Genomic DNA, 13,261 nt, shown 5'->3' with positions numbered 1-13,261 from the left:
TCTATTCGCTGTGTTTATAACACGTTATTCAAATGATCAAGGGCTTTTTCTTTCCCTAATAATTCAACGGTATCCGGTAGTTCTGGTCCATGGGTTTGGCCTGAGACTGCCACTCGGATCGGCATGAATAAATTCTTGCCTTTGATGCCTGTTTCTTTTTGGATCTCCTTGATAGCTGCTTTGACTGCTGCAGCTTCAACGACTGGCATCGCCAGCAATTTTTCTTTAAATGCTGTTAAAACCGTCGGTACGGTTTCCCCTGCCAAGACTTCTTTGGCTGCATCATCTAATTCAGGATGTTCTTCGAAGAACAATTCCGAAAGATCGACGATTTGAGCCGCAAAACTCATTTGTGGTTGATACAAGGATACGATTTTTTTCAACCAAGCAGCTTTTTCTTCGGTCAATGTTTCTTCGATGCGGCCAGCTTTTACCAAGTAAGGAACGCACATTGCCGTCAATTCATCCAAATCCATTTGTTTCATGTATTGGTTATTGACCCATTCCAATTTCTTGGCATCGAAGGCAGCTGGTGATTTGCTCAACCGTTCAGGATCAAAGATTTTGATCAATTCTTCTTGAGAGAAAATTTCTTCCTCCCCAACTGGTGACCAGCCTAAAAGTGCAATAAAGTTGAACATAGCATCTGGCAAATAACCCAATTCACGGTATTGCTCGATGAATTGCAGAATCGATTCGTCCCGTTTGCTTAATTTTTTCCCAGTTTCGCTATTGATGATCAACGTCATATGCCCGAATTCCGGTGCTTGCCAGCCAAATGCTTCATAGATCATCAACTGTTTTGGTGTGTTGGCGATGTGGTCATCTCCACGCAACACATGGGTGATTTTCATATGATGGTCATCCACTGCTACTGCAAAGTTGTAGGTCGGCATGCCATCACGTTTTTGGATGACAAAATCGCCACCGACATTATCTGATTCAAAAACGATCTCGCCTTTGACCATGTCATGGAATTTGTATTCAGTATTGCGAGAGACACGGAAACGAATCACTGGTTTCAAGCCTTGTGCTTCTTTTTCGGCTTGCTCTTCCGGTGTTAAGTTGGCACATTTCCCTGCATAATGAGGCATTTCGCCACGCGTTCTTTGGCCTTCGCGTTCGGCTTCCAACTCTTCTTCCGTACAATAACACTTATACGCACGATTGCTTGCGAGCAATTGATCGATCAGTGGTTGGTAGATATCGCCGCGTTCTGATTGACGATACGGCCCATATTCCCCTGGATTTTCAGGTGATTCGTCCCAATCCATCCCTAACCATTGCAAGTTTTCAAGCTGGCTTTTTTCACCATCTTCAATGTTTCTTTTTTGATCGGTGTCTTCGATTCGGATAATAAATTCACCGTCATTGTGACGAGCAAACAAATAATTGAATAAAGCCGTCCGAGCATTCCCGATGTGTAAATGTCCTGTTGGACTTGGCGCGTAACGTACACGTACTTTTGTCATTGTTTTCCTCTTCCTTCATCTGATTTCCAAGCCAGCCAAGCTGCTTGGGGCTTATTGTTCAGTTTAGTGGGAAAGACCCGCGTAAAAAACAGAACCCTCAAGTTGAATTGTACAATCAATAACCCAATTAGTAAAGGCAGCTGGCATATTTTACGCCAGCTGCCGAGGATTATTTCTCTGATTTTGATCCTTCTTTGTTGTCGATGCCGCGACCAGAATGGGCTGGTTTGGCAAAAATCATCCGCCCAGCTGCCGTTTGCAAGGCGCTGGTGACGATCACTTCGATGTGTTCGTTCATGTAATGCTGACCATCTTCCACCACGACCATCGTCCCGTCATCTAGATAAGCGACCCCTTGCTGCCGCTCCGTGCCAGCTTTCACTACTAAGACGTGCATGCTTTCTCCTGGAATCACCACTGGTTTGACCGCATTGGCCAACGCATTGATATTCAAGACCGGCACATTTTGAAATTCAGAAACTTTGTTTAAGTTGTAGTCATTAGTCACAACGACACCATCCAGCAATTTCGCTAACTTGATCAGCTTGCTGTCGACTTCGGAAATGTCTTCAAAATCGCCTTCGTACATCTCAACTGCGATGCCTTCTTCTTTTTGCAAAGCATTCAAAATATCCAAGCCGCGACGGCCCCGGACCCGTTTCAAACTATCGCCAGAATCTGCGATGTATTGCAATTCATACAAAACGAAATTCGGGATCAGCAGGACGCCTTCCAAAAAGCCGGTTTTGGCAATATCATAGATCCGGCCATCAATGATCACGCTGGTATCCAAAATTTTATATTTGTGGAAATGGTCCGCGATTTTTCTTTCTAGCATCTGCTGTTCATCTTGCTCTTGAGGCTCTGCCTTTTTGTTTTTCGGGGCAAAGACTTTTTTCCATTCATCGATCCGTGTCGTCCCGATCTGAAAACCGAGATACCCTAACAGGACCATCACTAAGATTGGGGCGATCCCGTTGATAAAAGGAATATCCCAATTGTAAAAAGGAATCGACACGATCACACCGATCATCAGACCGATGATCGAACCAATTGCGCCAAACAAGAGATAGGTTAAGCTCAATTCGCTTAGTTTTTCTTCAATTTTGCGAATACCGGCTGCAATATATTTCGCTAATAGTAAAGATAATAAAAAGAAAATAAGGGCTCCAAGCAAACTATTAGTGATGTTATTATTCAGCCATTCATTTTGGGTTTGCCCAATGGCTTGCCATGCGATGGGCATCAGTGAGATCCCTAGACTTGCTCCGGCAAGTACCATTAGTGCGGTAATGACTCGTTTCTGCATACATGTTCCTCCATACTCCAGTAGGTTTCTTTTGTTCAAAAATCCGTGCTGCCAAACTGACTCCTTCCACCAGTCAGCGGCTGTCGGTTGGTTCAATGAATGAACCAGCAGCGTCAGGGCAAGAGGAAGGGAGATTGCCCCTTGCTCTTGCAGTGACTCCACTTTAACGGAAGACTTTCCGTAAGGTTTCGGCTAAGGTAGACACGCCTTCGACTTCGATGCCTTTTGGCGGCTGCCAACCAGTCAGATTGTTTTTAGGCAAATAAACTTTTGTAAAGCCCAGTTTCTGCACCTCTTTGACCCGTTGTTCGATCGCATTGACTCGGCGAATCTCACCCGTCAAGCCAATTTCACCGATAAAACACTCCGTCGGGCTGGTGCCTTTTTCTTTATAGCTGGAGGCGATACTAACAGCGATTGCTAGATCGATCGCGGGTTCATTTAATTTGACCCCGCCGGCTGCTTTTAAGTAGGCATCTTGATTTTGCAGCAGCAAACCTGCCCGTTTTTCTAAAACCGCCATGATCAGCGAGACCCGGTTGAAGTCTAGCCCCGTCGTCGTGCGTTTGGCATTGCCGAACATCGTTGGCGTGACCAGTGCTTGGATCTCCACCAATATTGGCCGACTGCCTTCCATTGCCACTACGATCGCCGATCCGGTTGCGCCTTCTAAGCGTTCTTCCAAAAAGACTTGTGACGGATTAGCGACTTCTTTCAACCCGCCTTCTTCCATTTCAAAAATCCCGATCTCATTAGTGGACCCAAAGCGGTTTTTGACGGCCCGCAAAATCCGAAAGCTGTGGTGCTTTTCGCCTTCGAAATACAAGACGGTATCCACCATGTGCTCCAGCATCCGCGGTCCTGCGATCGAGCCTTCCTTCGTCACGTGGCCAACGATAAAGATGGCGATGCCATTGGTTTTAGCGATTTTCAGCAATTCTGCGGTCGTTTCTCGCACTTGGCTGACACTGCCTGCCACACTGGTGATATCCGGTTGGGTCATGGTTTGGATCGAATCGATGATCACATAATCTGGGCGGATGTTTTCGATCGCTTTACTGATCTCTGACATGTCCGTTTCCCCATAGAGATAAAATTCCGTGTCGATGGCGCCTAAGCGCTGCGCCCGCATTTTGATCTGCTCGGCACTTTCTTCTCCTGACACATACAAGACCGTTCCGCCGATCGCTGCTAATTGCTGGGAAACTTGCAAGAGCAGCGTCGATTTTCCGATCCCGGGATCCCCACCGATCAAAATTAAGGAACCTGGGACCACGCCGCCGCCTAAGACGCGATTCAACTCAGCGAGTTTCGTTTGGACCCGCGGTTCTTTTTTCGGTACGACATCGGCAATTTTCGTCGGCTGCATCTTTTGCCCCGTCAATGTCGTACGTACACGACGATCAGCGGTTTCTTGGATCACTTCTTCTACCATTGAATTCCAGCTGCCGCAATTGGGGCATTTTCCTAAATATTTAGGGGAACTATACCCGCAATTTTGACAGACAAATTGACTTTTTGCTTTTTTTGCCATTGATCTCCTCCACTACTTCTATCAAACAGACCCCCAGGCAGGATTTACTGATTCGAGGAGCCAAAGCCGCCGGTTCGGCTGGCAGTGGTTGTATCTTGATCAGCTTTTAAGAACGGCAAGAAAATTCCTTGGCCGATCCGCTCGCCTTTTTTAATGACGACATCTGTGGGGCCGAAATTGGTAAACTGGAACATAATATGCCCTTCATTATCTGGATTGTCATAGTAATCGCTGTCGATGACGCCGACACCATTCGTCAAGACTAAGAAACGTTTCAAAGGATTGCTGGAACGATTTGTCAGCTGCAAATACTCGTCTTCCCCCATATAGGCTTTGATCCCAGTGGGAATCAAGGTTGGCTTCAACTGTTTTGCGGTCTCTTTCGCAAAAAGCGCTTTGACCCCATCGATCACGCCCGCTTTCCAAATGCTTGGCACCACGATTTCTTCCGCGGCTTCAAAGTCATAACCAGCCGCATGATGGGTGGCACGTTGAGGCAAGGTGATGCTTTTTTCTTTATATGATGTAATAATTTCAAATCCTCGTAATTTCATGGGTTCCTCCAATAATAAAACATATAGCTATTTTAGCATAGGAAGAACTATTTTCTTCATGGAAAACACAATTATCGAAAAGTCTTTACAATTTCTTCGTTTAAAATAGCTCAAAAAGAAAAAAGAGCATGACGAAACGCCCGTTTGCGAGTACAATAGAAAAAATATCAAAAAATAGGCGGTGGCATATGCGCGCAGATCTTTCAAACAAAAACCGAATCGTTGTAAAAATCGGCACCAGCTCGTTGATTTATCCCAATGGTGCCATCAATCTAGCTGGCATCGATGAATTAGCCTTTGTCTTAGCAGCTTTGCAAAACCAAGGCAAAGAAATCATCTTAGTTTCTTCCGGGGCGATCGGTGTTGGCATGAACAAGTTAAATTTGAAAGAACGACCCGTGGAGATCCCACAGCAGCAAGCCGTGGCAGCCGTTGGCCAATCGGAACTGATGACGATCTACAACCAGCGTTTTCAAAGCTATAGCCAGCAGACTGCACAAATCCTGCTGACCAGAGACATCATCGAATTTCCCCAAAGCCGTCAAAACGTTAGCAACACCTTAGAGCAACTACTTACGATGGGGATCATCCCGATCATTAATGAAAACGACACGGTGGCAGTAGATGAATTGGACCATCTCACCAAATTTGGCGACAATGACCAGTTGTCAGCGATCGTCGCTCAGTTGACGAAAGCCGAGCTTTTGATCATGCTTTCTGATATCGATGGCTTTTATTCCGCCAATCCGCTGAATGATCCTGATGCCGTTTTGTATTCCGAGATCAATGAAATCACCCCGGAACTTTTAGAACAAGCTACGGGAAAAGGCAGTCCTTATGGAACCGGCGGTATGACCAGTAAACTAAAAGCCGCCCAACGCATCTTAGACTTGAACAGTCACATGCTGCTCGCTAACGGCAAGCAACCGAAAATTATTTTTGACTTGCTCGCAGGGGAACCTGTCGGCACCCACTTTTATCAACGAACGGAGGATGAGCAATGAGCAACTTGCAAACGATCGGTCAACAAGCTCAAGCAAGCGCCCAGACATTAAGCTTACTGAGTGCCAGTGAAAAAAACCACCTACTGGCAGCGATGGCCGATGCTTTAGAAAAAGCTACCGAGAAGATTTTAGCTGCTAATCAACAAGACCTAGCTGCCGCAAAAGCCAAAGGAACCAGCCAAACGATGCTGGATCGACTGTTGCTGACAGAACAACGGATCACCGAGATGGCTAACGGCATCCGAGAAGTCGCCCAATTGCCCGATCCAATCGGTGCCGTGGATAAAATGTGGCGCAATGCTGACGATCTTTTGATTGGTCAACAACGAGTGCCTTTAGGGGTCATCGGCATCATCTACGAAGCTCGTCCTAATGTCACCACTGACGCCGCTAGTCTGTGTTTCAAATCAGGAAATGCCGTGATTTTGCGTGGTGGAAAAGAAGCCTTCCACTCCAATCAAGTCCTCGTGACTATTTTACAAGAGGCATTAGCTGCCAATGGACACTCCCGCCATGCGATCCAGTTTATCGAAGACACGAGCCACGAAACAGCGGCTGAACTAATGCGTCTGACGGATTACTTGGATGTTTTGATCCCCCGTGGGGGCGCCGGCTTGATTCGTCGCGTCAAAGAGACCGCCACAGTACCAGTGATCGAAACCGGCACTGGCAACAATCATATCTACATCGATCAAGCCGCCCAGCTGCCGATGGCACTGGCGATCGTCACGAATGCAAAAACGCAACGCCCTTCTGTCTGCAATGCCATCGAAACGATCCTCGTCCATGAAGCAGTGGCAGCGGAATTTTTGCCAATGGTAGAACAGCAATTTGCCAATCAAGTCGAATTGCGAGGAGATGAAAAAGCGTTGGCGTTTTTAAACAATGCACAGCTTGCCACTGAAGAAGACTGGGCAACCGAGTTTTTAGACTATATCTTAGCGATCAAAGTGGTGGCTTCGCTAGAAGAAGCCATTTCTCACATCAATCGCTACAATACGAAGCACTCTGAAGCGATCATCACTGATGATTATTTCGCTTCCCAACGCTTCTTGAAAGAAGTTGATGCGGCGGCGGTTTACGTCAATGCCTCGACCCGTTTCACGGATGGCTTTATGTTTGGCTTTGGTGCCGAGATCGGCATCTCGACGCAAAAACTACATGCCCGTGGGCCAATGGGGTTAGAAGCACTGACTTCCACCAAATACATTATTTATGGCGAAGGACAGATCCGTAAGTAACGATATGCAAAAACAGCCCCCTGCTGTAGTGTCCCCCAAAAAGTTCGATCAAAAGCGAACTTTTGGAGGTCGGTACACCCGTGCAAGGGGTTGTTTTTGCGTCTTCTTATGCTTGTGCAGCCCGCAAAACGAAGGAAAGCGGGTCGATGCCAAACAATTCTGTCAGCACCCGATTGGTTGTGGCAAAAACGTCTGCTTCACAACTCTTTTTCGGACAAGCAATCGTCTGTCCTTTGCTGGAAAACATATCCTGGCGGCTGCCTTCTATGAAAATCACTTCTTGTGTTCCCTTGCGATAGATCAGCCCTTCGTCTTCTTCCAATAATAAGCGAGTTTGCCACTGATTGATTTGGGCGATGGGCATCACCAAGGAAGCAACATCCAAGTTTTCTAACGAAAAACAACGACCATCTGGCAGCTGCAGCATGAAGGTATTGAGTTCATAAGGCAAACAAGCATTACACCCTCCTTCTGTGATGACTTGGCTCGTGAGGATTTCTACGTTCATTCGTTTCGTCTCCTTTCATGAATGCTTCATGTTTAGTTTATCACAAAACCTATGGCCCACGGCGGAGCAATTATTCCGCCTTAAGTTGGATGTTTTTCTTCTTCCTTCTTGCTATGCTAAGGATAAGAAAAAAAGTCTAGGAGGAGTCGCTATGAATACAGAAAGTTTATTAGGAAGAATCGTTACTGTCGTGGCAGTTTTAATCGCAGCATCTCTTGTTTTATCTGTCGTATTAGGCATTGTTGGTGGGTTGATCGGATTGATCTTCCGTTTCGGGATTCCTTTACTGCTGGCCGTTTTGATCGTTCGCTGGTTAACCTCGATTCGCCAAAAACCAAGAAAATATTATCGTTAATTGCAGGAAAACCAAAACCACCTGACTTTCCAACAGTCAGGTGGTTTTTTCTATCCATCAGCCTAATGCGACATCTAGAACCATCATTAAGATAAAGCCTAACATGACGCCAAAAACCGCAAAATGGCGGCGACTCGTCAAGGTTTGCTGCGCTTCTGGAATCAATTCTTCCACCACCACATAAATCATAGCACCCGCTGCAAAAGCCAACGCATACGGCAAGACAGCGGACATACTCGTTACCAACAAAGCCCCGATCACACCCGCGATCGGTTCAACGATCCCAGATGCTTGCCCATACATAAAGGCTTTGGTTCGGCTTAACCCTTCTTGGCGCAAGGGGATCGAAACGGCTGCGCCTTCTGGAAAATTCTGGATCCCGATCCCGATCGCTACCGAAAGTGCTGCTAAGATCGCAGCTCGCGGATCATCAGCACTAGCCGCCGCCCCAAACGCTACCCCTACCGCCAAGCCTTCCGGGATATTATGTAGTGTGATGGAAAAAACCAGCAAGATCGTTCGCTTCAAATGACTAGGCAATCCTTCTGTTTCATGATTCGGACCAAAATGCATATGTGGGAGTGTCTTATCTGCTGCATAAAGAAACAAACCGCCCAAACCAAACCCGATACTGACCACCAGCCACGGAATGTCGCCATTTTCTTCGGCTCGTGCGATCGCAGGATCTAATAACGACCAGAAACTAGCGGCGATCATCACTCCAGAGGCAAACCCCAGCATTGTATTCAGGACATTTTTATTGATTTCTTTGAAGAAAAAGACTAGCGCTGCCCCAAGCGCCGTCATACCATACGTAAAGATCGTCCCCGCCAGCGCTTGCTGCCATGGCGACAATCCAACCAACCAATCCACCATTCGTCTGCTCCTTTGTCTGACTATTCTACCAATACTCTAGCATAGGAAGCCGTCAGGTTCTACTAGGAAGGCAGCAGCAGCCAAAATTTTTCTTTCACCAGCCCTAAGCCTTTCCCGATGAAATCCTCGGCTTTACTTGAAAGTTTCAACATTCATCGCTATAATGCTAGGAGACTCCATGTCAATTTATATAAAGTGAGGAAAAGAATTGATTACAGTAAGTGATGTAAGTTTGCATTTTTCAGACCGCAAACTGTTTGATGATGTTAATATTAAGTTTACGCCTGGTAATTGTTATGGTTTGATTGGTGCAAATGGTGCTGGTAAATCAACTTTTTTAAAAATTTTATCTGGTGAGATCCAACCTTCGACCGGGAACGTTTCTTTAGGTCCTGATGAACGGATGGCTGTCTTGAAACAGAACCACTATGATTACGAAGAGTTTCCAGTGATCGAAACGGTCATCATGGGCCATAAACGTCTCTACGAAGTGATGAAAGAAAAAGACGCGATCTACATGAAGGAAGACTTTTCTGATGAAGATGGGATTCGTGCCGCCGAACTAGAAGGCGAATTTGCGGAACTTGATGGTTGGGAAGCAGAGCCAGAAGCAGCCGTTCTTTTGCAAGGCCTGAACATTCCCGATGAATTGCATCATGTCTTGATGAAAGATCTAACTGCTGGTCAACGGGTAAAAGTCTTACTCGCACAAGCCCTTTTCGGTAAGCCAGACGTCTTGCTCCTAGATGAGCCTACCAACGGATTGGATATCCAATCTATCAACTGGTTAGAAGAATTTCTAATCAACTTTGACAACACTGTCATCGTTGTTTCCCATGACCGCCACTTCTTAAATAAAGTTTGTACCCATATGGCCGATCTAGACTTCGGCAAAATCAAATTGTTTGTCGGCAACTATGATTTCTGGTTGGAATCAAGCCAATTAGCGGCGAAATTACAATCACAATCAAATGCCAAAAAAGAAGAGCAGATCAAAGAACTGCAAGACTTTATCGCACGCTTTAGTGCCAATGCATCAAAATCCAAACAAGCAACGTCTCGGAAAAAAATGTTGGATAAAATCACCCTTGATGATATTCAACCTTCGTCCCGCCGTTATCCGTTTGTTGGTTTTAAACCAGAACGTGAAATCGGGAATGACTTGCTGCAAGTCGACAATGTCAGTGTGACGATCGACGGCAAAAAGATTTTAGACAATATCTCTTTCACCTTGAATAAAGACGACAAAGTCGCTTTTGTTGCCAATAGCGATATCACCACCACGACGCTATTCAAAGTCATCATGGGGGAAATCACTCCTGATACAGGTAGTGTTCGTTGGGGCGTCACCACGCAGCATGCCTACTTGCCAAAAGATACGACCAGCGAATTCGATACGGATACCCCGATCGTTGATTGGCTGCGTCAATACGCAAGCAAAGAAGAAGACGACAATACCTTCTTGCGCAGCTTCCTAGGTCGCATGTTATTCTCTGGTGATGAAGTATTAAAACCCGTCAACGTTCTTTCCGGGGGCGAAAAAGTTCGCTGTATGTTGTCGAAAATGATGCTTTCAAAAGCCAACGTATTGGTGTTGGATGATCCAACCAATCACTTGGACTTAGAATCGATCACCGCATTAAACGATGGTTTGATGGCCTTCACCGGCTCATTGTTGTTTGCTTCTCATGACCACCAATTTATTCAAACCCTTGCGAACCGTATCATTGCGGTCTCTAGCAAAGGCGTGGTGGATCGTGCCGAAACGACCTACGATGAATTCTTAGAAAACAAAGATGTCCAAAAACGCGTAGCAGAAATGAATCAATAATCTGCTTCTACAAAAAAGAACGCTCCAGTTGCCTGCCACCAAGGCTGCAACTGGAGCGTTCTTTTTATTTTGTCTAATACTTCGGGCATGTTGGGCAGGTTACGCTTGTTCTAAACGGGCTTTGCCGAATGAAAACAGCGCCAAGCAGCCGTAGCCGGTATGACTGGAGATCGTTGGACCTAATGGATAATGATGAATAATAATGTCAGGAACTTTTTCGGTCAAACGCTTGATGACTTTCTCCGCTGCTTCGGCATCGCCAGCATTGGCAAAATAAACCGTATTGGTTTTTGATTCGTGAAGATTGGCGATGGTTTGATCCACGATTTTTTGGATCGCTTTGTTGCGTCCCCGCACTCGATCAACACTGCGTAATTTTCCCGCGGTATCTACGGTAATGATTGGTTTCACATTCAACAATCCACCGATCGCTGCGGCTGTTTTAGAGATTCTGCCGCCGCGTTCCAATTGTTTTAAATCATCGACGGTGACCCATGAATCTAAACGCAGTTTATTTTCTTCTACCCATTGGCTGACTTCCAGCAACGAACGCCCTTGGGCTTTTTGTTGAGCTGCTTCAGCCACTAAGAAGCCTTCGCCTAAACTAGCAGAGCGCGTATCGATCAAGGTGATCGCGACTTCTTTGTATTCTTCTTTTAGTAAGGCTACGGCTTGGACGGCACTTTGGAATGAGCCGCTCATTCCTGAAGAAAAACCTAAATAAAGGATCGGTGTGCCCGCTTCGACATATGGCCGAAAATATTCCATATAACGTCCGACATTGATTTGAGAAGTCGTCGGTTGCGCATGCTCTTTTAGTTTTCCTAAAAACCATTCCGTATCAAATTCTTTGCCCATATCATCGATATATTCTTTGCCATCTAATTCAATCAGCATTGGAATATAGGCGACATCTAGCTCCGCTAATCTTGCTGCTGGTAAATCACAGCAGGAATCTGTCATGATTTGAAACATGGTTTCACCCCTCTCGTTACCCCCTATTATAGCAAAAAAAGAACAAGACAGAAGAAATTCTCATCAAAAGCAGCCAAACTTATCGTTGACCGCTTCTGACACAGAAGTTCTTTGTCTTGTTCTGATGCTTTCGCGTCAGGTTAAATTTGCGCCCAAACACTTTCTAAGATGTTGGTTTGGCTGCGGTCTGGCCCTACCGAGAAGGTCGAAATGCGGACACCGACTAATTCAGAGATGCGGTGAACGTAATTGCGTGCATTTTCTGGCAGATCTGCCAATGTTTTGCAGCCAGTAATGTCTTCAGACCAGCCAGGAAGTTCTTCATAGACTGGTTTGCAGCGGTTCAACTCTTTCAAGCTTGCTGGATAATGATAGATCAATTCGCCGTCTAGTTCATAAGCGGTACAGATTTTCACGGTTTCTAAACCGCTCAAGACATCGATCGAGTTAAGGGATAGGTTCGTGATCCCTGAGACCCGTTTTGAATGGCGCATCACGACGGTATCAAACCAGCCCACACGACGAGGTCGTCCTGTCGTTGTCCCGTATTCACGACCGATCTTACGAATTTGTTCACCTGTTTCATCAAACAGTTCCGTTGGGAATGGACCATCTCCTACCCGAGAGGTGTAGGCTTTGCAGACACCAACGACTTTGTTGATTTTTGAAGGGCCCACACCACTACCGATGGTGACACCTCCAGCAACGGGGTTGGATGACGTTACGAAAGGATAGGTTCCTTGGTCGATATCCAGCATCACGCCTTGTGCCCCTTCAAATAAAACTCGTTTGCCTTCATCTAAGGCATCGTTAAGGATCACCGAAGTATCCGTCACATATTTTTTGATTTGTTGGCCATATTCGTAATACTCTTCAAAAATATCTTCAAAGGCGATTGGCTCTGCATCAAACATTTTCACGAATTGACGATTTTTTTCTTCTAAGTTGATACGCAGACGTTCTTCAAAAATTTCTTTGTCTAAAAGATCAGCGATCCGAATGCCGACTCTGGCCGCTTTATCCATATAGGCTGGTCCGATCCCTTTGATTGTCGTACCGATCTTGTTGTCACCTTTGGCATCTTCTTGCAGCTGATCCAAATGGATATGGTAAGGTAAAATAACATGTGCACGATCAGAGATCTTCAAGTTTTCTGTTATTATATTGTTTTCTTTCAAGTATGCTAATTCTTTAACTAATGATTTCGGGTTCACAACGACCCCGTTTCCAATGACACTGATTTTATCTGCATAAAAGATCCCTGAAGGAATCAAATGCAGTTTATAGGTCACACCGTCAAATTTAATCGTATGGCCGGCATTGTCTCCACCTTGATAACGTGCAATGACTTCCGCGTTTTCACTCAAAAAGTCCGTAATCTTTCCTTTACCTTCATCGCCCCATTGTGTACCTACTACTACTACAGATGACATATAATGACCTCTTTCTTTAATTAGTGCATTCCTTAAGTATTGTAACAAGATTCGCAAGCTCTTTCAATCTAAAATCGAATAATCGTTTTAAATTCTCATTTTTCAGGGGTAAAAAACGAACTATTTTCTTTGGAATAATTATTTATACACGTAAAAACGAATAAAGTCG

The 13,261-nt window shown here is 45.4% G+C and carries 12 protein-coding genes and 1 other annotated feature (1 of these 13 cut by a window edge); of the genes, 4 read left to right on the top strand and 8 right to left on the bottom strand.

The window, feature by feature from the left end; all coding sequences use genetic code 11:
- Window positions 1–18 (bottom strand) — a binding site (T-box leader); it reaches 181 nt to the left of the window's first position.
- From gltX to IGJ17_RS00105, 4 genes are all read right to left on the bottom strand, one after another.
- The gene (gene gltX / locus IGJ17_RS00120; RefSeq protein WP_005232907.1) at window positions 15–1,472 is read right to left on the bottom strand and encodes a glutamate--tRNA ligase; all 1,458 of its coding nucleotides are present in this window, start codon (window positions 1,470–1,472) and stop codon (window positions 15–17) included. Its footprint overlaps the feature before it by 4 nt.
- A gap of 169 nt (window positions 1,473–1,641) precedes the next feature.
- On the bottom strand, window positions 1,642–2,781 hold the full coding sequence (locus IGJ17_RS00115; RefSeq protein ID WP_005232908.1) for a PIN/TRAM domain-containing protein: 1,140 nt from the start codon (window positions 2,779–2,781) through the stop codon (window positions 1,642–1,644).
- 163 nt (window positions 2,782–2,944) lie between these two features.
- Complete coding sequence (gene radA / locus IGJ17_RS00110) at window positions 2,945–4,315, bottom strand: DNA repair protein RadA (RefSeq protein ID WP_005226394.1); 1,371 nt, start codon at window positions 4,313–4,315, stop codon at window positions 2,945–2,947.
- 44 nt (window positions 4,316–4,359) lie between these two features.
- The gene (locus IGJ17_RS00105; protein WP_005232909.1) at window positions 4,360–4,869 is read right to left on the bottom strand and encodes a dUTP diphosphatase; all 510 of its coding nucleotides are present in this window, start codon (window positions 4,867–4,869) and stop codon (window positions 4,360–4,362) included.
- Between the two features lie 188 nt (window positions 4,870–5,057).
- Between IGJ17_RS00105 and proB the strand changes: the two genes are divergently transcribed.
- Together proB and IGJ17_RS00095 are read left to right on the top strand one after the other, a co-directional pair.
- A complete protein-coding gene (proB, locus tag IGJ17_RS00100; protein WP_008376761.1) occupies window positions 5,058–5,873 on the top strand; it encodes a glutamate 5-kinase in 816 nt (271 codons plus the stop codon).
- A complete protein-coding gene (locus IGJ17_RS00095) occupies window positions 5,870–7,114 on the top strand; it encodes a glutamate-5-semialdehyde dehydrogenase (protein WP_142437340.1) in 1,245 nt (414 codons plus the stop codon). Before proB ends, IGJ17_RS00095 begins: the two co-directional genes overlap by 4 nt.
- A gap of 106 nt (window positions 7,115–7,220) precedes the next feature.
- On the opposite strand, the gene IGJ17_RS00090 is transcribed toward IGJ17_RS00095, so the two are convergent.
- Window positions 7,221–7,622, bottom strand: coding sequence for a DUF4809 family protein (locus IGJ17_RS00090; protein WP_142437341.1), 402 nt, complete (start codon window positions 7,620–7,622; stop codon window positions 7,221–7,223).
- Between the two features lie 151 nt (window positions 7,623–7,773).
- Here IGJ17_RS00090 and IGJ17_RS00085 point away from each other — a divergent pair, with 151 nt between their 5' ends.
- Window positions 7,774–7,977 (top strand): hypothetical protein, encoded by a 204-nt coding sequence (locus IGJ17_RS00085; RefSeq protein WP_008376766.1) that lies wholly within the window; start codon window positions 7,774–7,776, stop codon window positions 7,975–7,977.
- Window positions 7,978–8,034: 57 nt separating this feature from the next.
- Here IGJ17_RS00085 and IGJ17_RS00080 read toward each other — a convergent pair whose 3' ends face one another.
- Entirely contained in the window at window positions 8,035–8,853 is an 819-nt protein-coding gene (locus tag IGJ17_RS00080; RefSeq protein WP_005232914.1) for a ZIP family metal transporter, read from the bottom strand.
- Window positions 8,854–9,061: 208 nt separating this feature from the next.
- On the opposite strand from IGJ17_RS00080, the gene IGJ17_RS00075 reads away from it, so the two are divergent.
- A complete protein-coding gene (locus IGJ17_RS00075) occupies window positions 9,062–10,684 on the top strand; it encodes an ABC-F family ATP-binding cassette domain-containing protein (RefSeq protein WP_005226380.1) in 1,623 nt (540 codons plus the stop codon).
- A 99-nt stretch (window positions 10,685–10,783) separates the two neighbouring features.
- Here IGJ17_RS00075 and IGJ17_RS00070 read toward each other — a convergent pair whose 3' ends face one another.
- Both IGJ17_RS00070 and IGJ17_RS00065 read right to left on the bottom strand, forming a co-directional pair.
- Entirely contained in the window at window positions 10,784–11,659 is an 876-nt protein-coding gene (locus IGJ17_RS00070; protein WP_086316720.1) for a DegV family protein, read from the bottom strand.
- A gap of 140 nt (window positions 11,660–11,799) precedes the next feature.
- On the bottom strand, window positions 11,800–13,092 hold the full coding sequence (locus IGJ17_RS00065) for an adenylosuccinate synthase (RefSeq protein WP_005232916.1): 1,293 nt from the start codon (window positions 13,090–13,092) through the stop codon (window positions 11,800–11,802).
- Window positions 13,093–13,261 lie beyond the last annotated feature (169 nt).

Origin of the sequence: Enterococcus sp. DIV1096b (genome assembly GCF_050498765.1) — a bacterium.
GTDB lineage: Bacteria > Bacillota > Bacilli > Lactobacillales > Enterococcaceae > Enterococcus_D > Enterococcus_D entomosocium.
This window is presented reverse-complemented; position numbering and strand designations above follow the sequence as displayed.

Bases quoted from the DNA above. Each gene is read 5' to 3' on its own strand.
- gltX (WP_005232907.1), bottom strand. From the start codon at position 1,472: ATGACAAAAGTACGTGTACGTTACGCGCCAAGTCCAACAGGACATTTA.
- IGJ17_RS00115 (WP_005232908.1), bottom strand. From the start codon at position 2,781: ATGCAGAAACGAGTCATTACCGCACTAATGGTACTTGCCGGAGCAAGT.
- radA (WP_005226394.1), bottom strand. From the start codon at position 4,315: ATGGCAAAAAAAGCAAAAAGTCAATTTGTCTGTCAAAATTGCGGGTAT.
- IGJ17_RS00105 (WP_005232909.1), bottom strand. From the start codon at position 4,869: ATGAAATTACGAGGATTTGAAATTATTACATCATATAAAGAAAAAAGC.
- proB (WP_008376761.1), top strand. From the start codon at position 5,058: ATGCGCGCAGATCTTTCAAACAAAAACCGAATCGTTGTAAAAATCGGC.
- IGJ17_RS00095 (WP_142437340.1), top strand. From the start codon at position 5,870: ATGAGCAACTTGCAAACGATCGGTCAACAAGCTCAAGCAAGCGCCCAG.
- IGJ17_RS00090 (WP_142437341.1), bottom strand. From the start codon at position 7,622: ATGAACGTAGAAATCCTCACGAGCCAAGTCATCACAGAAGGAGGGTGT.
- IGJ17_RS00085 (WP_008376766.1), top strand. From the start codon at position 7,774: ATGAATACAGAAAGTTTATTAGGAAGAATCGTTACTGTCGTGGCAGTT.
- IGJ17_RS00080 (WP_005232914.1), bottom strand. From the start codon at position 8,853: ATGGTGGATTGGTTGGTTGGATTGTCGCCATGGCAGCAAGCGCTGGCG.
- IGJ17_RS00070 (WP_086316720.1), bottom strand. From the start codon at position 11,659: ATGTTTCAAATCATGACAGATTCCTGCTGTGATTTACCAGCAGCAAGA.
- IGJ17_RS00065 (WP_005232916.1), bottom strand. From the start codon at position 13,092: ATGTCATCTGTAGTAGTAGTAGGTACACAATGGGGCGATGAAGGTAAA.